Raw genomic sequence first — 23212 nt, 5'->3', positions numbered from 1 at the left:
ACTCCTTTTTTATCATCTTTGGAATACGCACACTCCGTGCGCAGGCCCGTGCCAGACAGCCATTACTACCGGATTATCCGCTCCGGCAAATGGGGGAACAGCGCGCCATTCCCCGTCAGGTAAAACAATCTCAGCGACGTCATCCGTCGCGTTCAGCGTGACCAGCCACCTCTCCGAAAGCAGGATTTGCAGGCGTGGTACGCCGTGTTGCCACTCTTGCGCGCTTAAGGGTTGCGCGTCTTGATTCAGCCAGCGGACATTACCGTCGCCCTCTTCCCACCAGCGATCGGCGGTGAGCGCGGGAATTTGCTGGCGAAGATGGATCAGCGCAGCGGTAAAGTGAATCAACCCGCTGTTCGCTTCACCCCAGTCGAGCCAGGTCAACGTGTTGTCCTGGCAATACGCATTGTTGTTACCATGCTGACTGTGACCATGTTCATCGCCTGCCAGCAGCATCGGCGTGCCCTGCGACAATAACAGCGTTGTCAGCAGCGCATGCACGCTGGCGCGTCGCCGCTCGATAACATCAAGGCTTCCGCCTAACCCTTCTATACCATGATTGAAGCTATGGTTATTGTTAGTGCCATCGCGATTCTCCTCGCCGTTCGCTTCATTGTGTTTCTGATTGAAACAAACGCAGTCCCGGAGCGTAAAACCGTCGTGCGCCGTCAGCAGGTTGATCGTCGCAGACGGTCGTTTGCCATCGCGCTTAAAAAGATCGCTGGACCCGGCAAAGCGTCCGGCGAACTCCCCCAGCGACAGATTCCGTTCCAGCCAGAAGCGGCGCGCGGCATCGCGATAGTGATCGTTCCACTCGGCAAACAGGGGCGGGAAATTCCCGACCTGATACCCCCCTTCACCGATGTCCCACGGCTCGGCAATGAGCTTCACCTGTGACAGCACCGGACAGTTTTTGATCGCTTCAAACAGCGGCGCCTGCTGGCTGAAGGCCGGCGTACGCCCCATAACGGGTGCCAGATCAAAACGAAAACCGTCGACGTGGAACGTGTCCACCCAGTACTTCAGGCATTCATACGCGAAATGCATGACCACCGGGTGGCTGAGATTGAGCGTGTTACCGCAACCGGTCCAGTTGAAGTAATCGCCATCGTCCCTGATCCAATAATAGCTACGGTTATCAATTCCGCGCATGGAGAGCGTCGGTCCATCGAGATCGCTTTCCGCACTGTGGTTCAGTACCACGTCCAGAATGACCTCAATACCTGCCGTATGAAGCGCCTTTACCGCATCACGAAACTCGTCCCGCGCCTTGTCCGGATGAGCGGCATAGCGGGGTTCGAGCGCAAACATCGCCAGCGGGTTGTAGCCCCAGTAGTTACTGAGCCCCAGCCGCTGCAGACGAGGTTCACTGGCAAAATGCGCGACGGGCAACAGCTCCAGGGCCGTGATCCCGAGGTGCTTAAGGTAGGCAATCATGGTCGGATGACCGAGCGCCTTGTAGGTGCCGCGCATCTCTTTCGGGATCGACGGATGCAGATACGTCAGCCCTTTGACATGCGCCTCGTAGATAACGGTGTTGCCCCACGGCGTGCGCGGCGGGGCATCGTCTTCCCAGTCGTAGAGATCGTTCACCACCACGCTTTTAGGCGCCACGGGGGCGCTGTCGCGGTGGTCGGGTTCACCGTAGCCGACATGGAAAATAGGGTCGTCTTTAAACTCGCCATCCACGCGGTGCGCACACGGATCGATCAGCAGCTTCGCCGGGTTAAACCAGTGCCCCTGCGCAGGTGCCCACGGGCCGTGTACGCGATAGCCGTAGTGCATTCCTGGCCGTCCCCCGGCCAGGTAGCCATGCCAGGTATCTCCTGTGCGAGACGGCAGGTCGTAACGATGTTCATTACCCTCGCCGTCAAATACGCACAGTTCAACCCGCTCCGCATGGGCAGAAAAGAGCGTGAAATTCACCCCCTTTCCATCAAAACGTGCCCCGAGCGGTTCGGGTTTACCTGCCGTAAGCTGGGTCATTCCCCCTCCCGGATCAGCCAGATGGTGCTGAGCGGCGGTAGCGTAAGGCTCAGGGAATTCGGTCGCCCGTGGCTTTCAATGGCATCGCTTTGCACCAGACCACCGTTACCGGCATTGCTGCCGTGGTAGTGCGTGGAATCGGTATTCAGGATTTCACGCCACTTGCCGGCCTGGTTAATCCCGAAGCGATAATGATGGCGCGGTACAGGGGTAAAGTTGCTGGCGACGATAATTTCGTTGCCGGCTTTATCCCGCCGCACAAAGACAAACACCGAGCGCTCATGGTCATCCACCACCAGCCACTCGAAACCGTACGGGTCAAAATCAAGCTCATGCAGGGCTTTGTGGTGACGGTAGGTCAGGTTCAGGTCCCGCACCAGACGCTGCACGCCGTGGTGCCAGTTGTCGCCACCTTCCAGCAGATGCCAGTCGAGGCTGGTGTCGTGGTTCCACTCGCGCCCCTGGGCGAACTCATTGCCCATAAACAGCAGTTTTTTACCCGGGAAGGCGAACATCCAGCCGTAGTAGGCGCGCAGGTTGGCGAACTTCTGCCATGCATCGCCCGGCATGCGGTCGAGAATGGATTTTTTGCCATGCACCACTTCGTCATGCGACAGCGGCAGCATGAAGTTCTCGGTGTAGTTGTAGAGCAGCCCGAAGGTGAGTTTGTCATGGTGATACTGACGGTAGACAGGATCCAGCTTCATGTAGTCGAGCGTGTCGTGCATCCACCCCAGGTTCCATTTGTACCAGAACCCCAGTCCGCCGGTTGACGGTGGACGGGAGACGCCAGGGAAGTCGGTGGACTCTTCCGCCATCGTCACCGCACCGTCTACCTGCTCGCCGATAATACGGTTGGTGTTGCGCAGAAACTCAATCGCTTCCAGGTTTTCACGGCCGCCATACTCGTTCGGGATCCACTCGCCTTCTTTGCGGCTGTAGTCGCGGTAGATCATCGACGCCACGGCATCAACGCGCAGGGCATCAATGCCAAAGCGCTCAATCCAGTACAGCGCATTGCCCACGAGGTAGTTTGCCACTTCACGACGACCGTAGTTGTAGATCAGCGTGTTCCAGTCCTGGTGATAGCCTTCGCGCGGGTCGCTGTGCTCGTACAGCTTAGTGCCGTCAAACTCTGAAAGACTAAAATCATCGGACGGGAAATGGCCCGGCACCCAGTCGAGGATCACGTTTAACCCGGCGGCGTGCGCGGCATTGATAAAATAGCGGAAGTCATCGCGCGTGCCGAAGCGACGCGTCGGGGCATACATCCCGGTCGGCTGATAACCCCAGCTTCCGTCGAACGGGTGTTCATTAATTGGCAGCAGCTCAAGGTGGGTAAAGCCCATCCATTTCGCGTACGGAACCAGCTGGTCGGCAAGCTCCCGGTAGCTGAGCCAGAAGTTGTTATCGGTATGGCGACGCCAGGAACCGAGATGCACTTCGTAGACGGAGATTGGCGCATCAAAGCGGTTGGCCTGCTTGCGTTCTTCACTCTGGACAACTTTTTCCGGCAGGCCGCAAATCATTGACGCGGTTTCCGGACGCATTTGCGCTTCGAAGGCGTACGGGTCGGACTTAATACGCAGCTTGCCGTGCGCATCGATCATCTCGAATTTATACAGCTGGCCGTTGTGCGCGCCGGGGATAAACAGCTCCCAGATACCGCTTTCACGGCGCAGACGCATCGGGTGACGACGGCCATCCCAGTAGTTGAACTGGCCGACAACGGAGACTCGCTGGGCGTTAGGCGCCCACACGGCAAACCGCGTGCCGGTGATGCCATCCATCGTATCGGCATGGGCACCCAGCGTTTCATAAGGTCGCAGGTGGGTACCTTCAGACAGCAGCCACGCGTCCATCTCCTGTAAAAGAGGCCCAAAGCTGTAGGGATCATCGATGAGATTTTGCTGACCATGCCAGATAACGGCAAGCTGATAACGAAAAGGGTTTTTACGTCGGGGCATTACGCCCGAAAAGAAGCCACGAGAATCGAGGCATTCCAGATTGCCGACCTTGCGGCCGGTTTTGGGTTCGATAACCCACACTTCTGTGGCATCCGGTAACAGTGCCCGGACTTCCAGCCCGGCCTCGGTACGGTGCATCCCCAGTACGGAAAAGGGGTCGGCAAAATGACCCGCAATAAGCGCATTAATCACGTCTCTATCCACACGATCGGACATGGTATTCATCCTGTTTTTTATGTCGTCCTTTTTTAGCACCTGGGACGACTTTAATGTGACCTGAACGGGCATCCTCTCAGCCCCGTCCTAACCTCAGGTAAGAAATAACTCTTCCTTAAAGCATAGCCAACGCTCTAAATGACTCCTGATAAAAAATAAGACATATGCGTTTTACTCCATGTAGTACGCGGAAAAGGGGGTGAAAATCACCCCCCGGGGTTTAACAAATTATTACGCCAGCTGGCGCAGCATGCGACGCAGCGGCTCGGCTGCGCCCCACAGAAGCTGGTCGCCGACGGTGAATGCAGAAAGGAACTCCGGCCCCATGTTCAGCTTACGCAGACGACCCACCGGGGTGGTCAGCGTGCCGGTGACGGCAGCCGGGGTCAATTCACGCATGGTGATGTCGCGATCGTTTGGAACCACTTTCGCCCACGGGTTGTGTGCAGCCAGCAGCTCTTCCACGGTCGGAATCGACACATCTTTTTTCAGTTTAATCGTGAAGGCCTGGCTGTGGCAGCGCAGCGCGCCGATACGTACGCACAGACCGTCAACCGGAATGGTGTTCGCGGTATTGAGTATTTTGTTGGTCTCAGCCTGACCTTTCCACTCTTCGCGGGTCTGGCCGTTATCCAGCTGTTTGTCGATCCACGGGATCAGACCACCGGCCAGCGGTACACCAAAGTTATCCACCGGCAGCTCGCCGCTGCGGGTCAGCTCGGTGACTTTACGCTCGATATCGAGAATAGCGGAGGCCGGATTTGCCAGCTCGGTCGCAACGCTGTGGTGCAACTGGCCCATCTGCGTCAGCAGTTCACGCATATGTCGCGCACCGCCGCCGGACGCGGCCTGGTAAGTCGCCACGGAGACCCACTCCACCAGGTCCTGCGCGAACAGGCCGCCGAGGGACATCAGCATCAGGCTGACGGTGCAGTTACCGCCGACAAAGGTTTTTACGCCGTTGTTCAGACCGTCGGTGATGACGTCCTGGTTGACCGGGTCGAGAATGATGATGGCATCGTCTTTCATGCGCAGTGAAGACGCCGCATCAATCCAGTAGCCCTGCCAGCCGCTTTCACGCAGCTTTGGATAAATTTCGTTGGTATAATCGCCGCCCTGGCAAGTGACAATAATGTCGAGTGCCTTCAGCGCTTCCAGATCGAAAGCATCCTGCAACGTACCGGTGCTGCCGCCAAAAGAAGGTGCAGCCTGGCCGAGCTGGGAAGTGGAGAAGAAGACCGGGCGGATGGCGTCAAAATCGCGCTCTTCAACCATGCGTTGCATGAGAACAGAGCCGACCATACCGCGCCAGCCGATAAAACCAACGTTTTTCATAGCATTTTTTTCCTGCAGAGGGTGTGTGCTGATTGTGCAAACCAGTATTCAACTGGGATATGCTTCACATTACAAAATGCTGCCAAAGTCGCAAGCGAAATTAATCGATGATGGCCCGCCAATCAGAAATAGCGCTAATCATCATAATAACCATAGAGAGTTTCAGGGATAATTTTAATGAGTGAAATCATATCCGCGGCGGTTTTATTGATCCTGATAATGGATCCTCTGGGCAACCTGCCTATCTTCATGTCGGTGCTGAAGCACACCGAACCCAAACGCCGTCGGGCGATCATGATCCGCGAGCTGCTTATCGCGCTGCTGGTGATGTTCATCTTCCTGTTTGCCGGTGAGAAAATCCTCGCCTTCCTGAATCTGCGTGCCGAAACGGTTTCGATTTCCGGTGGGATTATCCTGTTCCTGATAGCGATTAAGATGATTTTCCCGAGCGCCGAAGGCAGCAGCAGCGGCCTGCCCGCGGGGGAAGAGCCGTTTATTGTGCCGCTGGCGATTCCCCTTGTCGCCGGACCGACGATTCTGGCAACGCTGATGCTGCTGTCGCATCAGTACCCCAATCAGATGAGCCATCTGGTGATTGCCTTGCTGATTGCCTGGGGCGGGACGTTTATCATTCTGCTGCAGTCGTCGTTGTTCCTGCGCCTGCTGGGTGAGAAAGGCGTAAACGCGCTGGAGCGCCTGATGGGGTTGATTCTGGTGATGATGGCGACGCAGATGTTCCTGGACGGGATCCGCGCGTGGATGAAGGGCTAGGTAAAAACAAAAAAGGACAACTCACGTTGTCCTTTTGCTTTTAGCCGGGTTTAACTCAGCAGCGTAAACGCAATCATCCCGACAATGGCACCCGTCGTGCCGAGGATGGTTTCCATCAGCGTCCAGGTTTTCAGGGTTTGCGCTTCGGTCGCACCGGTAAATTTACCGAACAGCCAGAAGCCGGCGTCGTTGACGTGTGACACCACAATCGAACCGCCCGCAATACAGATTGAGAGCGCGGCCATCTGGGCACCGGAGTAGTTAAGCTGTTCAATCACCGGCATCACCAGACCCACGGCGGTTAAACATGCCACCGTCGCAGAGCCCTGGATGATACGCACCGCCGCAGCCAGTACGAAACAGGTCACCGCAATGGGCAGCCCCATGCCGGTCAGGGCTTCGCCCAGCGCCGGACCCACGCCGGAATCCACCAGCACCTGTTTGAACACGCCACCGGCACCGATCACCAGCAGAATGATACCCGCAGGCTGCAGCGCATGGCCGCAGATTTCCATCACTTTGTCTTTCGGCATGCCCTGGCGCATCGCCAGGCCGTACATCGCCACCAGACACGCCACCAGGATCGCGGTGAACGGGTGGCCGATAAACTCAAACCATTCGTACGCGGTAGACCCTACCGGCACGAAACGCGCGGCGATGGTTTTCAGCCCCACCAGCACCAGCGGCAGCAGGATCAGCGCCAGGCTGAAGCCGAAGGACGGCATTTTGCCTTCGCCAAGGTGCGGCTCGGTGACGTCATCCGGAATGTGAAGCTCAACGTAACGGCTGATGAAGTTGCCCCACAGCGGGCCGGCAATAATCATTCCCGGGATCGCTGCACACAGGCCAATCAGGATCATCCAGCCAAAATCGGCGTGCATCTGAGAAGCCAGCAGCATCGGCGCAGGCCCAGGCAGCAGGAACGCCGCCGCTGCCGCCACGCCCGCAAACAGCGGAATCACCAGCTTCACGAGGTTAGTGCCGGTATGGCGCGCCATCGAGAACGCCACGCTAATCAGCAGCACCACGGCCACTTCGAAGAACAGCGGCAGCGCACAAATCAGACCGGCGAGGCCAATCGCGTAGTGCGCACGGCTGTGTCCGAAGGATTTGAGCATTTTGACGGCAATCTGGTCGACTGCGCCCGTCTCATGCAGGATCTTGCCAAACATCGCGCCCAGCGCGACCACAATAGCCAGGAAACCCAGCGTGCCTCCCATCCCTTTTTCCATCGTCGCTGCGATCTTATCGAGCGGCATACCGGAAAAGAGACCTGCACCAATAGACACCACCATTAAGGCAACGAAAGCATGCATACGCGCTTTCATCACTAAAAACAGCAGCAGCAATACGGAACCAACTGCTGTTAAAACTAGCGTTAATGTACTCAAAACTTACTGCCTTTTATTAATGACCTCGATGGTGCTGGCAACAACACCCTCCAGTGACTGATCGATATCAACCACTAAGACGTCTTTCTCATCGTCGCCCGGCTCCTGCAGCGCTTCGAACTGCGTCACCAGCATCTGGGTTTTGAAGAAGTGGCCTTTACGCGCCTTCAGACGGCTCTCAATCACCTCGAAATCGCCTTTCAGGTAGATGAAAGAGAGGTTCGGGTTGCCGTCACGCAGCAGGTCGCGGTAGGTTTTTTTCAGCGCGGAGCAGACGATCAGGGAGACCTTGTTGGTACGCTGCATCGCGAACGCGGCGTCATTCAGCGCCTGCAACCACGGTTTGCGGTCGTCATCGTTCAGCGGCTCGCCGGAGGCCATTTTCATGATATTGCTGCGCGGATGGAGGAAGTCGCCATCAAGAAACGCCGCATGAAGTTGATGCGCCACTTCGCTGGCCACGGCAGATTTACCGCTACCGGAAACGCCCATCAGGACGTAAACGTGGTGATCATGATTAGTCGTGCTCAAAGGGTGTCCCTCAGTCAATTGTTACGGGTAACAGTTATCGGTAACATTGTCCTGCCGGGGCAAAAGAGAAGCAATATCCAAACGTGCGCGAAGTGAATAAGTGTGACCCACTTCAAATTTGTCAGCTTAAATAGATCCACCCGGTGACAAGGTGAAACCTAAATCTAACATTTTCGGCGTCACCGTCTCGCCACGTATGCGCGCCAGCAGGCGTTCTGCGCCAATACGGCCCATACGTTCACGCGGTGTCAGGACGCTCGCCAGACGGGGTTCCATCACCTGGCCGATATCGTGGCCGTGGAAACCGGCAATCGCCATATCTTCGGGGATCTTCAGCCCCAGACGCTGGCATTCGAACGCTGCACCGACCGCAAGGTCATCGTTGGTACAGAAAATACCATCCAGTTGCGGATACTCGCGTCGTGCCTGACGCATCAGCTCAATACCCGACGTATAGGATGACGACTGCTCAACCATCACGCTGTACGGTGTTAAACCGGCGTCGAGCATTGCCTGCTCGTATCCCTTCTGTTTGATGATAGTACGTTCATCCAGACGTGCACCCAGGTAGGCAATATGCCGATGGCCGCGGGCGATGATGGCCGCCGTCATCTGGCGCGCCGCTTCGAAGTTATCAAAGCCCACCGCAATATCGAGACACGGCGACTGGCTGTCCATCAGCTCCACCACCGGAATGCCTGCCACTTCAATCATTTTTAGCGTACGGGGGGTGTGAGTACGTTCGGTTAAAATCAGACCGTCGATGTTCCAGGAGAGCATGGACTCAAGACGTTCTTCTTCCAGTTCCGGCTTGTACCCATAGTGGGCGAGCATGGTCTGATAGCCAAAGGCATCGGTCACGCTTTCAATGCCGCGCAACACTTCGGCAAAAACCTGGTTGGTTAAGGAAGGCAGGAGGACGCCAACCGCGCGGCTGGTCGCATTCGAAAGAATATCGGGGGCGCGGTTAGGGATATACCCCAGTTCATCGAGGGCAGCGGCAATCTTGCCACGCAACGCCACGGAAACCTGTTCCGGGTTACGTAAAAACCGGCTGACCGTCATTTTGGTCACACCGACGCGATCGGCTACATCCTGAAGTACGGGGCGTTTCTTTTTCATCGTCCTGAGAAATCGTAAGTGATAGATTTGCTCAGTTTATCACGGACAAAGCCCATCCTTCCCCTGTCAAAGGGAAGGATGGGCATTTATTTATGATTTATTACACCGGTGGCAGATCAAACAGCAGAATTTCGCTTTCACTGTCGGCATGCACGGACAGTGCCTGCTCATCCCAGATTGCCAGACCATCCGCCGTGGTAGCTTTCGTGTCGTTAATAGACACCTCGCCTTTCACCACCTGGATCCAGACGCGGCGGTTAGCGGCAATCTGATGGACAGACTGTTCGTCTTTTGCCAGCGCCCAGCGGTACAGTTCCATATCCTGGTGCACTTTCAGCGAACCGTCACGCGCATCCGGAGAGAGCACCAGCTGTTTGCCCTGTTTAGCATCAAAGCGGCGCTGTTCGTAGCGCGGGGTGATGCCGGTTTCTTCCGGAATGATCCAGATTTGATACAGGTGCAGTTTTTCCGTTTTGCTTGGGTTGTATTCAGAGTGACGCACCCCGGTACCCGCACTCATAATCTGGAACTCGCCCGCCGGAACCTGCTCTTTGTTGCCCATGCTGTCCTGGTGCTCAACCGCCCCTTCCAGCACATACGTCAGGATTTCCATGTCTTTGTGCGGGTGAGTACCGAAGCCCTGGCCTGCATCAATCACGTCATCGTTAATGACGCGCAGCGCGGAGAAGCCCATAAAGTTCGGGTCGTAGTAGTCAGCAAACGAGAATGAATGCCATGAGTCCAGCCAGCCATGATTCGCGTGACCACGTTCGTTTGCTTTGCGTAAGTAGATCATTGTTTCACCCTCAGTTCGTTTCGATGGAGTAAGTGTGGACGCAAACGGCCTGGGATCATAGAGGGTGAAAATTGACTCCTCTGTTCAAAAATTTAGAACAAGCAAAGAGGAGTCATGTTTTCTTATCTGGCGAGGGTTATCGTGGCAGGAGAGGCCTGTTCGAAGGCCCGTTCAAGGAGTTCGAGATTGGTCATAACTTCAGATTCCTTGACGTAATTGGGCGCACCGTTAGTCAGAGTCTCATACAGCGCATCGTAAACGCGTCCGTAGTCACCCGCTTCGGGTTTCACGTCCTCTCTAACAGTGATGCCCTCTGCGTTGACGTACTCCAGCACGCCCACGGAGTCATCCGCCGCAAACCCCGGGTCACCGGGCATAATGTTCGCCTTCAGGCTGGTCTCCTGCTGATCGATACCGTACTTGATAAACGAGCCTCTGGTGCCATGCACAATAAATTTCGGGTAGTCAATTTTCACCAGATGGCTGGTTTTGACGATGGCTTTCAGGTCGCCGTAAAACAGCTGGGCTTCGAAGGTGTCATCCGGATTGGCTTTGTTGCGCAGGCTGCGGATGTCGTACGCCATGTGGTCCGGTCGGCCAAACAGAGAGATGATTTGATCGAGCGTATGCACGCCCAGACCATAGAATGAGCCATCCTGCGGCAGGCCGGGATGCGTTTCGGCCACCGGGCGGTAGTAATCAAAGTGGCTTTCAATCTCGACGATGTCACCCAGTTTACCGCTCTCAATCACTTTTTTTGCCGTCAGGAAGCAGCTGTCAAAGCGGCGGTTTTGGTACGGCGTAACGGTCAGCCCTTTGCGCTTCGCCAGGTCAAACAACGTTTTCGCCTCTGCCATTGTCGGGGTAAACGGCTTTTCCACCAGCACGTTTTTGCCCGCCTCCAGCGCGCGTTTTGCGTACTCGAAATGGCTGTCAGCATGGGTACAGACAATCACCAGTTTGACCTGCGGATCGTTGAGGACCTCATCAAGATCGCTGGTGAAATGAATATGGGAGTACTGGGGAGACTGCTCTTCCGGCTTCGCGCGACGCCGGTAGATATGGGCAACGTGCCAGCTGTCTTTGCGGTTGAGAACATACGGAAGGTGGTAACGCGTGGTGCTTTTGCCAAATCCAATAAATGCGCAATGTAATGTCATGGCTCAGTCCTTTTTAAGGTTACTGAGTGCAACCATAGCGCAAGTTTTGCCCTCACCCCAGCCCTCTTCCACGGGGAGCGGGCGAAAAAAGACAAAAAAAAAGCCAGCTAAAAGCTGGCTAAAGTAATACTGGAAGCAATGTGAGCAATGTCGTGCTTTCAGGTTCCCGTAGGGGTCTTCCTGAACGCAGAGCAATAATAATCATTCTCATTCGCACTTGTCCAATCTTTTTTGCAAAAATTAGCAGTTGACTCAAATTTTAATCTCACTGATGTTGGAATGGACGTTTAACTGACTGAGGATGAAGGAATGAGTGAGATTGTGATACGCCATATCGAAGCCCGCGATGCAGAAGCGTTACGTGACATCATGTCGCATCCTGGGGTGTATCACGACACGCTACAACTTCCCCATCCCTCAATGGATATGTGGCATGACCGGGTCGCGACGAAACCGGGAAGACGGCATCTCGTCGCCTGTCTTGACCAGCGAGTGGTTGGCCATATGGCACTCGATGTGATGGAAAATCCCCGCCGCAGCCACGTTGCAACGTTCGGCATTAGCGTGGCCGCTGATGTACAGGGACGCGGTGTGGGTCGTGCGCTCATGCGCGAAATGGTCAATCTCTGCGACAACTGGTTGCGCATTGAACGCATTGAGCTCACGGTTTTTGCGGATAACCCAGCGGCACTGGCGCTGTATAAGAAGTTTGGGTTTGAAATCGAAGGGACCGGCAGGAACTTCGCCCTGCGTAACGGCGACTATGTGGACGCGTATTACATGGCGCGGCTGAAGTGATAAATTGCCCGGTAGCGCGACGCTTACCGGGCAATAAAATCAGAACCCCGCCGTCAAATCGTCCACCGAACGCGGATCCGAGGCCCCAAACAGCGTGCCGTCCGGGCCGACCATAATGCTCTGGGTGCTGCCCATTGCCTCTTTCAGCGCCACCTTCTGTCCGCGCTGCTCCAGCAGTTTTAAGGTGTCCGGGCTAAAGCCCTTCTCAACACGCAGCTCGTCCGGAAGCCACTGATGGTGGAAACGCGGTGCGTTCGTCGCTTCGGCGACATTCATTCCAAAGTCAATGCTGTTCACCACCATCTGCAGCACCGTGGTGATAATACGGCTGCCGCCAGGGCTGCCTGTCACCAGCCAGGTTTTACCGTCTTTGACCACGATGGTAGGCGACATGGACGACAGCGGACGCTTCTTCGGTCCGACCGCATTTGCATCCCCGCCCACCAGGCCGTAGACGTTCGGCACCCCCGGTTTGGCCGAGAAGTCATCCATCTCGTTATTGAGCAGAATCCCGCTGTTGCCTGCCACGATGCCTGTACCAAAGGTGGTATTGAGGGTATAGGTCACCGCCACCGCGTTACCGTCTTTATCCACCACCGAGAAGTGGGTGGTCTGGTTGCTCTCATACGGTGCCAGCTTGCCCGGGCGGATCTCGCTCGACGGTTTGGCCTTGTTGATGTCAATCTCATCAGCAATCGATTTGGCATAGGCTTTATTGGTCAGCGCCTGCCACGGCACCTTCACGAAGTCCGGGTCGCCCAGGTATTCTGAACGGTCGGCGTAGGCGCGTTTTTCCGCCTCTGCCATCACCTGCATGGCATCCGCACTGCCGAAGCCGAACTTGTGCATATCGAAGTTTTCAAGAATGTTGAGGATCTGCACGATGTGAATGCCGCCGGAAGACGGAGGCGGCATCGAGAAAACGTCATAGCCGCGATAGCTTCCGTGAATCGGCTCACGCTCGACGGCCTTGTACTCCGCGAGATCCGCTTTGGTGATAAGCCCACCGTTTTTTTGCATCTCTTCGGCAATCTGGTCGGCAATCGCCCCTTTATATAACGCATCCGGGCCGTGCTCCGCGATCAGCTCCAGACTTTTCGCCAGGTTCTTCTGCACCAGCTTATCGCCCTTCTTCAGCGGTTCACCGTCTTTCCAGAAGATAGCCTTGCTGTTTTCGTGATTCGGAATCACTTCGCTGCCATAGGTTTTAAGATCGTCAGCCAGGGCGTCATTCACCACAAAACCTTCGCGAGCGAGCTTAATCGCAGGCTGTACCACTTTGTTGAGCGGCAGGGTGCCATATTTTTCCAGCGCCAGGGAGAAGCCTGCGACGGTGCCCGGCGTACCGGAGGCAAGATGCGAGGTCAGGGATTTTTTGCTGTCCGGGTTGCCTTGATCGTCAAGGAACATATCGCGGGAAGCCTGTCCGGGGGCCATCTCACGGAAGTCGATGGCGGTGGTTTTGCCGTCTTTGGTCCGCAGCATCATAAAGCCGCCGCCGCCCAGGTTCCCCGCCTGCGGATGCGTCACCGCCAGCGCATAGCCCACCGCGACTGCCGCATCCACCGCATTACCGCCCTGCCGGAGAATATCGACGCCCACTTTCGTTGCCAGCGCATCCACCGACGCCACCATACCCTGCGTTGCCCGCACGGGATGAAAAACATCTTCCTCCACGCCGTACGAAACTGGCGGAGCCGCTGGCGGGTTGGCCGCCACGCTAAATGTGCCGCCTGCCATCAGCGCGGCGATCGCTATCCAGCGCAAAAACGTTGGTTTCATCATTATTGTTCTCCAGGTGAAGAGGGCCATATTCCCCGCTTAAGCCTGGTTCACAACTCCTAAAAAATCATCGTCATGGTGAAATCAGGGTAAACTTAAGAGAAGCCTCAAAAGAAGGAGATGACAATGAAACGCTTACTGATTCTTACGGCGCTGCTTCCGTTTGCCGCGCTCGCACAGCCACTCAATACGATGAACAACCCGAACCAGCAGGGCTACGTCATTCCAAGCCAGCAGCGTATGCAAACGGAGATGATGAGCCAGCAGCAACAGCAGAAAGGGATGCTGAACCAGCAGTTGAAAACGCAGACCCAGATGCAGCAGCAAAGCCTGCAAAACCAGATGAACACCAACACCCAGCGCATACAGCAGGGTCAGGTGCGTGAGCAGCCGCTGCCTAACCCGAACGGCGGGATGCTGGGCGGGATGACCTCGTCGGGCAGCGGACAGCAGCATATGCTGCCGTCCCAGTCACCGTCGAATGGCGGGATGCTTAATTCTTCGCAGAATTAAAGTTCGGGCCGATCACGTCAATCGCATCGGTACAGATACTGTCCACCCCCCAGCGCAGCAGCTCCGCCGCGCGCTGGGGTTTGTTGACGGTATAGACCAGAATATGCAGCCCCGCCGCTTTCAACACGTTTACCCGTGCCTCATCCAGCAGCGCGTGGTTCAGGTGAATCGACACACACCCTAAACGGCTGGTCAGCTCACGCCAGTCATCACGCCACGTATCAAGCAACAGTCCGCGCGGCAACGCCGGGACGGACGCCTGCGCCGCCTCCAGGGCATCAATGTCAAACGACGACAGCAGGGGTGGCGTCATGCCCTCCCACAGCTCACGCGCGGCCAGCGCAATGACTTTACCTGTGAGCGGCCCGGTGCCGGTGGTTGGTTTGATTTCGATATTGGCCATCATGCCGTGCAGGCGACAGCGGTCGGCCACTTCCGCCAGTAGCGGCAGCGGCTCGCCTTTGAACGCGCTGCTGTACCAGCTTCCGGCGTCGACGTTCAGCAGATCGCGCCACGGCAGGTCTCCCGCCACGCCCCAGCCATTACTGGTGCGTTCGAGGTTGTCATCATGCAGAAGGAAAATCTCGCCGTCTTTCGATAGTTTGGCGTCGAACTCGATCATCGTGTGACCGTAATGCGCGCCCATATCGATAGCCGCCAGCGTGTTTTCCGGCGCCAGTTTACCGCCGCCCCGGTGGGCGACGATGTGGGGATAAGGCCAGTTACTCATATACGTTGTCCTGTTTCACCGTCGAATACGTGCAGGTGATTTTCCGGCAGATGCAGCCACAGCGTGCTGCCTGCTTTAGGGCGCTCCTGATGGGCCAGACGCACCACCATTTTTTGTTCACCCCAACGTCCGTGCGCCAGGTTGTCAGCCCCCAGCATCTCCAGCGTGTCCATGACCAGCGGCACGCCGCCTTCCGCCTGTGAGGTTAACCCAATATGTTCCGGGCGGATACCGAGCGTCATCTTACGCCCGGCATAGCCACGATAGTACCCGTTTACGGGCAGCGCCATCCCACTTTCCAGCTCAAAATGCGTACCGGCGCTGCTGAGCCGCCCTTCCAGCAGGTTCATCGCCGGACTGCCAATAAAGCTCGCCACAAAGCGGGAGGCCGGTTTCTCGTATACCTCCACCGGGGTGCCAATCTGTTCGGCGACGCCTTTGTTCATCACCATCACGCGCTGGGCGAGGGTCATCGCTTCCACTTGATCGTGCGTCACATACAGGGAGGTGGTTTTCAGACGACGGTGCAGTTGCTGCAGCTCAAGGCGCATCTGCACGCGCAGCTTGGCATCAAGGTTTGAGAGCGGCTCATCGAACAGAAATACCGCGGGGTCACGCACAATGGCGCGCCCCATCGCCACACGCTGGCGCTGTCCGCCGGACAGTTCACGCGGACGTCGCTTGAGCAGGCCATCCAGCTCCAGAATACGCGCTGCCTCTTTCACGCGCTCATCGATATGGCTTTTGCCCATCCCGCGGATTTTCAGCCCCCATGCCATGTTCTCTTCCACGCTCATGTGCGGATAAAGGGCGTAGTTCTGAAACACCATCGCGATGCCCCGGTCCTTCGGCTCCATCTCGGTCACGCGCTGGCGATCGATCCAGATATCGCCGCTGGTCACACGTTCAAGCCCGGCAACCATGCGCAGCAGCGTCGATTTTCCGCAGCCTGACGGGCCAACCATCACGATAAATTCCCCGTCCGCCACGTCGAGCGTTAACGGCTGAATGACCTGGGTTTTGTTGTCCCAGCTTTTGGTCACTGCCTGTAATTTTAAACCTGCCATCTTATTTCTCACTGTCCACTAAACCACGCACGAACGCACGCTGCATGGCTAAAACGATAACGACCGGGGGGATAAGGGTGAGCAGCATCGCCGCCATCACCTGATTCCAGAGCGTGGTGCCTTCACCGGTGGCGATCATGCCTTTGATGCCCGCCACGGCGGTGCCAAGATTGACGTCCTGAATAATCAGCAGCGGCCACAGATACTGGTTCCAGCCGTAGATAAAGGTGATGACAAACAGCGCCGCAAGGTTGGTTTTCGACAGCGGCAGCACGATGTCACGGAAGAAGCGCATCGGCGAGGCTCCGTCAATACGCGCGGCCTCAATCAGCTCGTCCGGCAGGGTCATAAAGAACTGGCGGAACAGGAAGGTGGCGGTGGCCGAGGCCATCAGCGGCAGGGTTAAACCTGCGTAGCTGTCCAGCATCTTCAGGTTGGCGATCACTTCCACCGTCGGGAAAATACGCACTTCGACCGGCAGCATCAGGGTGATGAAGATCATCCAGAAGAACAGGTTACGCAGGGGAAAGCGGAACCAGACGATGGCGAAGGCCGAGAGCATCGACACCGTGATTTTGCCCACCGTAATACCGAACGCCATGATGAAGCTGTTCAGCATCATCAGCCAGAATGGCGCGCTGTTAGCGCCCACGCCCTGGGTCCAGATGGTTTTCATGTTTTCGAAAAGATGCCCGCCTGGGATCAGCGTCATCGGCGTATCAAACACCGCTTTGGTGTCCAGCGTGGCGGCAACGAAGGCCACATATAGCGGGAACAGAATGACGATGATGCCCAAAATCAGCATGGTGTGGCTGAACATCGTCAGCCCGCGACGGTTCTCGATCATTGGTAGCGCACCTTACTTTCGACATAACGGAACTGCACTACCGTGAGAAGGATGACGAGGAACATCAACACGACCGACTGGGCGGCGGATGCCGAGAGATCCAGACCGGCAAAGCCTTCGCGATAGATCTTATAGATAAGCGTTGTCGTGGCCTGCACCGGGCCACCGGCCGTGGCGGCGTCGATCACCGGGAAGGTGTCGAAGAAGGCGTAAACCAGGTTGACCACCAGCAGGAAGAAACTCACCGGGGCAATCAGCGGCAGCGACAGCCTAAAGAAACGACGGACCGGCCCTGCACCATCAATCGCCGCAGCTTCAACCAGCGAGCGCGGAATAGACTGCAGCGCAGCAAAGAAGAACAGGAAGTTGTAGCTGATCTGTTTCCACACCGACGCGAAGACCACCAGGAACATCGCCTGACCGCTGTTCTGGGCGTGGTTCCAGTCGTAGCCGAACTCCGCCAGAAAATGGGTAATCAGCCCGCGCCCTGGGTTAAACAGGAAGATCCACAGCACGGCGGCGACGGCTGGCGCCACGGCGTAAGGTAGCAGCATCAGCGTCTGATACAGACGGCTGCCGCGCACCACGTAATCCACCAGCGCCGCGAAAAAGAGCGATGCGACAAGACCGCTGACAGTGACCAGCGCGCTGAACTTCATGGTCGTCCAGAAGGCGTCGAGGTAATAGCTGTCATGGAACAGCGCGGTAAAGTTGTCCAGCCCGACAAACTGGCTGGAAAGCCCAAACGGATCGACGCTTTGTACCGAGTACCAAAGCGCCTCGCCCGCAGGCCAGATAAAGAAGATAACGGTGATGACCAGCTGCGGCGCGACCAGCAAATACGGCAGCCAGCGCGAAAGGAACACCGGACGGGATGAGGACATAGTTTAGCTCAGCGTAGGTAGCCCTCACCCCAGCCCTTCCCGCAGGGAGAGGGACAGGATGAGGGTAAAATGATTAAGACTTTGTTGATTGCTCAAAGCGGCGCAGCAGCTGATTACCGCGCTCTACCGCAGAATCCAGCGCCTGCTGTGGGGTTTTCTTCCCGGTCCACACGCTTTCCAGCTCTTCATCTACGATGGTACGGATCTGCGGCATATTCCCCAGACGCAGGCCTTTGGTGAACGGCAATGGCGGCTTGTTGAGCATCTGACGCGTCGCGATATCCGCGCCCGGGTTTTTGCTGTAGAAGCCCTGCTCGCGGGTCAGGTCATACGCGGCCGTGGTGATAGGCAGGTAGCCGGTTTTCTGATGCCATTCGGCGGCATTCTCTGGTTTCGCCAGGAAGTCGAGGAACTCGGCCACGCCCTTGTAGGTGCCCTTGTCTTTGCCCTGCATGACCCACAGGCTCGCCCCACCGATAATGGCGTTCTGCGGTGCGCCTTTCACGTCAGCGTCGTAAGGCATCATGCCTACGCCGTAGTTGAATTTTGCGTAATGACGGATATCCGCCAGAGAGCCGGAAGAGGCGGTCGTAATCGCACAGTCACCGTTGTAGAACTTCTCGGTGGATTCGTCTTTACGCCCGAAGTAGCTGAAATCGCCCTTCTTGTTGAGATCGGCAAGCAGAGCGATGTGCTTCACCTGCTCTGGCTTGTTGAACTCCAGTACCGCGTCGGTGCCGTCGAAGCCGTTGTTTTTGGTGGCCACCGGCAGGCCGTGCCAGGCGCTGAAGTTTTCAATCTGGATCCAGCCCTGCCAGCCGCTGGCGTAGCCGCACTTCATCCCCGCCGCTTTCAGCTTAGCGGTGTACGCCGCCAGGTCCTGCCAGGTTTTTGGCGGTTGTTCCGGATCTAAACCGGCTTTCTTGAAGGCGTCTTTGTTGTAGTACAGCACCGGCGTGGAGCTGTTAAACGGCTGAGACAGCAGATGACCGGTTTTGGAATCGGTGTAGTAACCCGCCACGGTCGGCACGAACTGCGATTCGTCGAAGTTGATACCTGCGTCTTTAAACACTTCGTAGACCGGTTTAATGGCTTTAGAGGCCATCATGGTCGCAGTACCGACTTCGTAAACCTGAAGCAGCGCAGGTGCATTACCGGTACGGAAAGCGGCAATGCCCGCGCTCAGGCTCTGCTCGTAGTTACCTTTGTACACCGGCACAATTTTGTAATCCGGATGGGTGTCGTTGAAACGCTGCGCCAGGGAGTCAACTTCTTTACCCAACTCCCCTTCCATGGAATGCCAGAACGGAATGGTGGTGACAGCCATTGCGTTCGCCGCAAAAGTCAGCCCCATTGCCAGACCCAAAGCTGTGTGTCGTAACGATGTCATTGTCATCTCTCTTATTGTGCCGGATGCGCGATATCACGCGTTTTTATGCTCGCGAGGTAACATGACATGCTCGAATGACAGAAAAATAACTGTTTCTTTACAGTGAGATGACAACAAAACGTCAGGCGGATGATGGTTGTGTGAAGGCGGTTGGGGTAAGTTCGGTGCGGTCTGGTACCCTGCATGAAAAAAGGCAACTGACGTTGCCTTTTTGCTTTTGCTTTTATCTAGCCGCCGAGATAGGCGCTTCGCACCGCTTCGTTTGCCAGCAGCGCGTCGCCGGTATCGGAGAGCACCACGTGGCCGTTTTCCAGCACGTAGCCGCGGTCGGCGAGCTTCAGCGCCTGGTTGGCGTTCTGCTCGACGAGGAAGATGGTCATCCCCTCTTTACGCAGCTGTTCGATGGTGTCGAAGATCTGCTGAATGATGATCGGCGCAAGACCGAGCGACGGTTCATCCAGCAGCAGCAAACGCGGCTGGCTCATCAGCGCGCGGCCAATCGCCAGCATCTGCTGTTCACCACCGGACATCGTGCCGGCCCGCTGAATACGGCGCTCCCACAAACGCGGAAACAGCTCATAGACCCATTTGATGCGGGACTGGTACTGGTCGCGGTCGGCAAAGAAGCCGCCCATCGCAAGGTTCTCTTCCACCGTCATTCGTGAGAAGACGCGACGCCCTTCCGGGACAATCGCTACCGCTTCACGCATGATTCTGGCGGTTTGCCAGTCGGTAATATCTTTGCCATCAAAGACAATCCGCCCGCTGGTGGCGCGCGGGTCGCCGCACAGGGTGCCGAGCAGCGTGGTTTTACCCGCACCGTTCGCGCCAATCAGGGTGACGATTTCGCCCTGATTGATATGCAGGCTGACGTCGTGCAGCGCCTGTATCTTGCCGTAGTGAGCATTAACCTTGTCGAACGTTAACATCGCTTTTTCCATCTTATGCCTCACCCAGGTATGCACGAATCACGTCCGGGTTGTTGCGGATCTCTTCCGGCGTCCCGTTTGCCAGCGGCGTGCCCTGGTTTACCACGTAGATACGGTCAGAAATGCCCATCACCAGCTTCATATCATGCTCAATCAGCAGGATGGTGGTGTCATGATGATCGCGCAGTTCGGCAATCAACTCGTCCAGCTCTTTGGTCTCTTTCGGGTTAAGCCCTGCCGCCGGTTCATCGAGCATCAGGATTTCTGGCTGCGTCACCATGCAGCGCACGATCTCCAGACGGCGCTGGTCACCGTAGGCCAGGTTGCTGGCCTGACGGTTCGCATGCTGCAGCAGGCCGATACGGTCGAGCCAGGTGGCGGCGCGGTCGAGCGCTTCATCCTGAGCACGGCGGAAGGCCGGGGTTTTCAGCAGGCCAGAGAAAAGGCCGGTTTTGAGCTGCAGGTGTTGCGCCACCAGCAGGTTCTCTATCACCGTCATCTCGCGGAACAGACGCACGTGCTGGAAGGTACGCACCACCCCCATGCGGGCAATCTGCTGGCCCGGAAGCCCTTCCAGATGCTGGTCGCGCAGCTTGATGGTGCCACCCGTCGGCTTGTAGAAACCGGTCAGGCAGTTAAAGACCGTGGTTTTCCCCGCGCCGTTAGGGCCAATCAGGGAGACAATCTCTTTCTTGTGCAGATCCAGATTCACGTTGTTGACGGCCAGCAGGCCGCCAAAACGCATCATCAGGCCGTTAACGGATAATAATGGCTGGCTCATGCCTGCTCTCCTTTCGCTTGCCCGTTTTTCAGCTTCAGCTGTGGACGGGTCATCGGCAGCAAGCCCTGCGGACGCCAGATCATCATCAGCACCATCAAACCACCCAGCATCAGCATGCTGTATTCGTTAAAGTCGCGCATCAGCTCACGGGAGACCACCAGCAGAATGGCCGCCAGGATAACGGCAAACTGCGAGCCCATACCGCCGAGCACCACAATCGCCAGTACAAAGGCAGATTCAGCAAAGGTAAACGATTCGGGGCTGACAAAGCCCTGACGCGCGGCAAACAGCGTACCGGCAAAACCGGCAAACGCGGCGCTGATGGTAAACGCGGTCAGCTTGATGCGGGTCGGGTTGAGGCCCAGTGAACGGCAGGCGATTTCATCTTCACGCAGCGCTTCCCACGCACGGCCCAGCGGCATACGCAGCAGACGGTTAATCACGAACAGGGTAAGCACCACCAGCAGCAGCGCCACCAGGTAGAGCCAAATCACCCGGTCGGACGGATCGTACTTCACGCCAAAGAAGTTGCTGAAAGTATCCCAGCCCCCTTCGCGAGCCGTACGGCTGAACTCCAGACCAAAGAAGGTCGGTTTCGGGATCTGGCTGATCCCGTTCGGGCCGCCGGTCACTTCGGTGTTGTTGAGCAGCAGGATACGCACGATTTCGCCGAAGCCTAAAGTCACAATCGCCAGATAGTCACCGCGCAGGCGTAAGACCGGGAAGCCCAGCAGGAAGCCCGCCGCGGCGGAGACCAGGCCCGCCAGCGGCAGACAGGTCCAGAAGCCGAGACCGTAATAGTGGTTCAGCAGCGCGAAGGTATAGGCCCCGATGGCGTAGAATCCACCGTAGCCCAGCACCAGCAGGCCAGACAGCCCCACCACCACGTTCAGGCCCAGACCGAGGATCACGTAGATCATGGTCAGGGTCGCGATATCGACCGTACCGCGAGAGACCACAAACGGCCACGCCACCGCAACCACCAGCAGCGCCACGAAGAACAGCTTCTGCTTAACGGTTGAGCCGTCGAGAGCCGGCAGAACGAATTTCGGACCGGAGACACTTTTCAGCGTCTTCTGGAACACAGGACGCAGCATCTGGAACAGAAACACAACCGCGGTGCCAATGAATATCCACTGCCAGCGAATGTCGGCGGCGGTATCCACCACCAGTTTTGTGCCGTCCAGCTCTAACTGGACGCCCATAAAGACGCCTGCCAGCACGAAGAACATGGCGGCAGAGAGGAGCGCCATTGCGAAATGCATCGGTTTCATACTTTCTCTACCTCCGGACGACCCAGAATACCGGTAGGCATTACCAGCAGAACCAGAATCAGCAGGGCAAACGACACCACATCTTTATATTCCGTACTCAGATACGCGGAGGAGAGCGCTTCGGCCACGCCCAGGATCAGGCCGCCAATCATCGCGCCTGGAATACTGCCGATACCGCCCAGGACCGCCGCGGTGAAAGCTTTCATCCCGGCCATAAAGCCGATGTACGGGTTGATAACGCCGTAGAACTGCCCCAGCAGGACACCCGCGACCGCCGCCATCGCTGCCCCAATCACAAAGGTCAGGGCGATAACGCGGTCGGTGTTGATGCCAAGCAGGCTCGCCATCTTCAGATCTTCTGCGCAGGCACGGCAGGCGCGTCCCATACGCGAGTAGCGGATAAAGACCGTCAGGGCGAGCATCGCAACGAAGGTCACCACCCAAATCACCAGCTGCATGGTGGTGATAGAGGCAGAGAAGTTCTCGCTGGCACCGACCACCCACTGACCGTTGAACAGGCTTGGCAGCGCCACGTCGCGCGAGCCTTCCGTCAGGCTGACGTAGTTTTGCAGGAAGATCGACATCCCGATGGCGGAGATCAGCGCAATCAGGCGTTTGGAGCTACGCACCGGCCGGTACGCCACGCGTTCAATGCTCCAGCCATAGGCGCTGGCAATCACAATCGCGCCGACAAATCCGGCGGCGACCAGCAGCCAGCTGCTGTCGATACCCATCATCATCAGGGCGGCGATAATCATAAAGGAGACATAGCTACCGATCATGTAGACCTCGCCGTGGGCGAAGTTAATCATGCCGATAATGCCGTAAACCATCGTGTAGCCGATGGCGATCAGCGCGTAGGTGCTTCCCAGCGTGACGCCGTTAAACATCTGCTGCAGGAAATAGAGAAACTGCTCGGACATATGCAAACCTTTTTATACC

At 56.8% G+C, this 23212-nt stretch carries 21 protein-coding genes; 3 read left to right on the top strand and 18 right to left on the bottom strand.

Features of this window, described 5'->3' with window-relative positions; genetic code table 11:
• Window positions 1-12: 12 nt before the first annotated feature.
• The 3 genes from glgX to asd form a co-directional block, all read right to left on the bottom strand.
• On the bottom strand, window positions 13-1986 hold the full coding sequence (gene glgX / locus QMG44_RS19410) for a glycogen debranching protein GlgX (RefSeq protein ID WP_281853250.1): 1974 nt from the start codon (window positions 1984-1986) through the stop codon (window positions 13-15).
• Window positions 1983-4169, bottom strand: coding sequence for a 1,4-alpha-glucan branching enzyme (glgB, locus tag QMG44_RS19405; protein ID WP_047954779.1), 2187 nt, complete (start codon window positions 4167-4169; stop codon window positions 1983-1985). Before glgB ends, glgX begins: the two co-directional genes overlap by 4 nt.
• Window positions 4170-4400: 231 nt before the next feature.
• Complete coding sequence (asd, locus tag QMG44_RS19400; protein ID WP_014171986.1) at window positions 4401-5504, bottom strand: aspartate-semialdehyde dehydrogenase; 1104 nt, start codon at window positions 5502-5504, stop codon at window positions 4401-4403.
• Between the two features lie 177 nt (window positions 5505-5681).
• Here asd and yhgN point away from each other — a divergent pair, with 177 nt between their 5' ends.
• Window positions 5682-6275, top strand: coding sequence for an NAAT family transporter YhgN (gene yhgN / locus QMG44_RS19395; RefSeq protein ID WP_003861574.1), 594 nt, complete (start codon window positions 5682-5684; stop codon window positions 6273-6275).
• Between the two features lie 50 nt (window positions 6276-6325).
• Here the strand turns inward: yhgN and gntU are convergent, their stop codons facing one another.
• From gntU to QMG44_RS19370, 5 genes are all read right to left on the bottom strand, one after another.
• Window positions 6326-7666 carry a gluconate transporter gene (gene gntU / locus QMG44_RS19390; RefSeq protein ID WP_014171987.1) on the bottom strand — a complete coding sequence of 447 codons (1341 nt, stop codon included), beginning with the start codon at window positions 7664-7666 and terminating at the stop codon, window positions 6326-6328.
• 3 nt (window positions 7667-7669) lie between these two features.
• Window positions 7670-8197, bottom strand: a complete 528-nt coding sequence (gene gntK, locus QMG44_RS19385; protein WP_020884556.1) for a gluconokinase — start codon at window positions 8195-8197, stop codon at window positions 7670-7672.
• 126 nt (window positions 8198-8323) lie between these two features.
• The gene (gene gntR, locus QMG44_RS19380; protein WP_014171989.1) at window positions 8324-9319 is read right to left on the bottom strand and encodes a gluconate operon transcriptional repressor GntR; all 996 of its coding nucleotides are present in this window, start codon (window positions 9317-9319) and stop codon (window positions 8324-8326) included.
• Window positions 9320-9419: 100 nt separating this feature from the next.
• Complete coding sequence (locus tag QMG44_RS19375; protein ID WP_086532972.1) at window positions 9420-10115, bottom strand: pirin family protein; 696 nt, start codon at window positions 10113-10115, stop codon at window positions 9420-9422.
• Window positions 10116-10237: 122 nt separating this feature from the next.
• Window positions 10238-11275 carry an oxidoreductase gene (locus QMG44_RS19370; RefSeq protein ID WP_078774758.1) on the bottom strand — a complete coding sequence of 346 codons (1038 nt, stop codon included), beginning with the start codon at window positions 11273-11275 and terminating at the stop codon, window positions 10238-10240.
• A 309-nt stretch (window positions 11276-11584) separates the two neighbouring features.
• Here QMG44_RS19370 and yhhY point away from each other — a divergent pair, with 309 nt between their 5' ends.
• A complete protein-coding gene (gene yhhY, locus QMG44_RS19365; protein WP_014171992.1) occupies window positions 11585-12073 on the top strand; it encodes an N-acetyltransferase in 489 nt (162 codons plus the stop codon).
• A 39-nt stretch (window positions 12074-12112) separates the two neighbouring features.
• Here the strand turns inward: yhhY and ggt are convergent, their stop codons facing one another.
• Complete coding sequence (ggt, locus tag QMG44_RS19360; protein ID WP_086533253.1) at window positions 12113-13855, bottom strand: gamma-glutamyltransferase; 1743 nt, start codon at window positions 13853-13855, stop codon at window positions 12113-12115.
• A gap of 126 nt (window positions 13856-13981) precedes the next feature.
• On the opposite strand from ggt, the gene QMG44_RS19355 reads away from it, so the two are divergent.
• Window positions 13982-14368 (top strand): DUF2756 family protein, encoded by a 387-nt coding sequence (locus QMG44_RS19355; RefSeq protein WP_020884553.1) that lies wholly within the window; start codon window positions 13982-13984, stop codon window positions 14366-14368.
• Here the strand turns inward: QMG44_RS19355 and ugpQ are convergent.
• The 9 genes from ugpQ to livH form a co-directional block, all read right to left on the bottom strand.
• Window positions 14349-15098, bottom strand: coding sequence for a glycerophosphodiester phosphodiesterase (ugpQ, locus tag QMG44_RS19350; RefSeq protein WP_086532973.1), 750 nt, complete (start codon window positions 15096-15098; stop codon window positions 14349-14351). The two genes, QMG44_RS19355 and ugpQ, sit on opposite strands and share 20 nt — an antisense overlap.
• Window positions 15095-16165 (bottom strand): sn-glycerol-3-phosphate import ATP-binding protein UgpC, encoded by a 1071-nt coding sequence (locus QMG44_RS19345; RefSeq protein ID WP_032679131.1) that lies wholly within the window; start codon window positions 16163-16165, stop codon window positions 15095-15097. Before QMG44_RS19345 ends, ugpQ begins: the two co-directional genes overlap by 4 nt.
• A 1-nt stretch (window position 16166) precedes the next feature.
• Window positions 16167-17012 carry a sn-glycerol-3-phosphate ABC transporter permease UgpE gene (ugpE, locus tag QMG44_RS19340; RefSeq protein WP_014171997.1) on the bottom strand — a complete coding sequence of 282 codons (846 nt, stop codon included), beginning with the start codon at window positions 17010-17012 and terminating at the stop codon, window positions 16167-16169.
• Window positions 17009-17896, bottom strand: coding sequence for a sn-glycerol-3-phosphate ABC transporter permease UgpA (gene ugpA / locus QMG44_RS19335; RefSeq protein ID WP_086532974.1), 888 nt, complete (start codon window positions 17894-17896; stop codon window positions 17009-17011). Before ugpA ends, ugpE begins: the two co-directional genes overlap by 4 nt.
• A 73-nt stretch (window positions 17897-17969) precedes the next feature.
• Complete coding sequence (ugpB, locus tag QMG44_RS19330) at window positions 17970-19286, bottom strand: sn-glycerol-3-phosphate ABC transporter substrate-binding protein UgpB (protein ID WP_032679132.1); 1317 nt, start codon at window positions 19284-19286, stop codon at window positions 17970-17972.
• A gap of 227 nt (window positions 19287-19513) precedes the next feature.
• Window positions 19514-20227: a high-affinity branched-chain amino acid ABC transporter ATP-binding protein LivF gene (livF, locus tag QMG44_RS19325; RefSeq protein WP_020884549.1), complete on the bottom strand. Its 714-nt coding sequence runs from the start codon at window positions 20225-20227 to the stop codon at window positions 19514-19516.
• Window position 20228: 1 nt separating this feature from the next.
• The gene (livG, locus tag QMG44_RS19320) at window positions 20229-20996 is read right to left on the bottom strand and encodes a high-affinity branched-chain amino acid ABC transporter ATP-binding protein LivG (RefSeq protein ID WP_014172002.1); all 768 of its coding nucleotides are present in this window, start codon (window positions 20994-20996) and stop codon (window positions 20229-20231) included.
• Window positions 20993-22270: a branched chain amino acid ABC transporter permease LivM gene (livM, locus tag QMG44_RS19315; RefSeq protein ID WP_086532975.1), complete on the bottom strand. Its 1278-nt coding sequence runs from the start codon at window positions 22268-22270 to the stop codon at window positions 20993-20995. The genes livG and livM overlap by 4 nt, the downstream gene beginning before the upstream one ends.
• Entirely contained in the window at window positions 22267-23193 is a 927-nt protein-coding gene (gene livH, locus QMG44_RS19310; RefSeq protein ID WP_020884547.1) for a high-affinity branched-chain amino acid ABC transporter permease LivH, read from the bottom strand. Before livH ends, livM begins: the two co-directional genes overlap by 4 nt.
• Window positions 23194-23212 lie beyond the last annotated feature (19 nt).

This window comes from Enterobacter sp. 200527-13 (assembly GCF_027924865.1).
GTDB classification, from domain to species: Bacteria; Pseudomonadota; Gammaproteobacteria; order Enterobacterales; family Enterobacteriaceae; genus Enterobacter; species Enterobacter ludwigii.
The sequence above is the reverse complement of the archived record's forward strand: the minus strand, read 5'-3'. Positions and strand labels throughout refer to the sequence as shown.

What these genes read in the sequence shown, in the direction of transcription:
- glgX (WP_281853250.1), bottom strand. Translation starts at nt 1,986, where the DNA reads ATGACCCAGCTTACGGCAGGTAAACCCGAACCGCTCGGGGCACGTTTT.
- glgB (WP_047954779.1), bottom strand. Translation starts at nt 4,169, where the DNA reads ATGTCCGATCGTGTGGATAGAGACGTGATTAATGCGCTTATTGCGGGT.
- asd (WP_014171986.1), bottom strand. Translation starts at nt 5,504, where the DNA reads ATGAAAAACGTTGGTTTTATCGGCTGGCGCGGTATGGTCGGCTCTGTT.
- yhgN (WP_003861574.1), top strand. Translation starts at nt 5,682, where the DNA reads ATGAGTGAAATCATATCCGCGGCGGTTTTATTGATCCTGATAATGGAT.
- gntR (WP_014171989.1), bottom strand. Translation starts at nt 9,319, where the DNA reads ATGAAAAAGAAACGCCCCGTACTTCAGGATGTAGCCGATCGCGTCGGT.
- QMG44_RS19375 (WP_086532972.1), bottom strand. Translation starts at nt 10,115, where the DNA reads ATGATCTACTTACGCAAAGCAAACGAACGTGGTCACGCGAATCATGGC.
- QMG44_RS19370 (WP_078774758.1), bottom strand. Translation starts at nt 11,275, where the DNA reads ATGACATTACATTGCGCATTTATTGGATTTGGCAAAAGCACCACGCGT.
- yhhY (WP_014171992.1), top strand. Translation starts at nt 11,585, where the DNA reads ATGAGTGAGATTGTGATACGCCATATCGAAGCCCGCGATGCAGAAGCG.
- ggt (WP_086533253.1), bottom strand. Translation starts at nt 13,855, where the DNA reads ATGAAACCAACGTTTTTGCGCTGGATAGCGATCGCCGCGCTGATGGCA.
- QMG44_RS19355 (WP_020884553.1), top strand. Translation starts at nt 13,982, where the DNA reads ATGAAACGCTTACTGATTCTTACGGCGCTGCTTCCGTTTGCCGCGCTC.
- ugpQ (WP_086532973.1), bottom strand. Translation starts at nt 15,098, where the DNA reads ATGAGTAACTGGCCTTATCCCCACATCGTCGCCCACCGGGGCGGCGGT.
- QMG44_RS19345 (WP_032679131.1), bottom strand. Translation starts at nt 16,165, where the DNA reads ATGGCAGGTTTAAAATTACAGGCAGTGACCAAAAGCTGGGACAACAAA.
- ugpE (WP_014171997.1), bottom strand. Translation starts at nt 17,012, where the DNA reads ATGATCGAGAACCGTCGCGGGCTGACGATGTTCAGCCACACCATGCTG.
- ugpA (WP_086532974.1), bottom strand. Translation starts at nt 17,896, where the DNA reads ATGTCCTCATCCCGTCCGGTGTTCCTTTCGCGCTGGCTGCCGTATTTG.
- ugpB (WP_032679132.1), bottom strand. Translation starts at nt 19,286, where the DNA reads ATGACATCGTTACGACACACAGCTTTGGGTCTGGCAATGGGGCTGACT.
- livF (WP_020884549.1), bottom strand. Translation starts at nt 20,227, where the DNA reads ATGGAAAAAGCGATGTTAACGTTCGACAAGGTTAATGCTCACTACGGC.
- livG (WP_014172002.1), bottom strand. Translation starts at nt 20,996, where the DNA reads ATGAGCCAGCCATTATTATCCGTTAACGGCCTGATGATGCGTTTTGGC.
- livM (WP_086532975.1), bottom strand. Translation starts at nt 22,270, where the DNA reads ATGAAACCGATGCATTTCGCAATGGCGCTCCTCTCTGCCGCCATGTTC.
- livH (WP_020884547.1), bottom strand. Translation starts at nt 23,193, where the DNA reads ATGTCCGAGCAGTTTCTCTATTTCCTGCAGCAGATGTTTAACGGCGTC.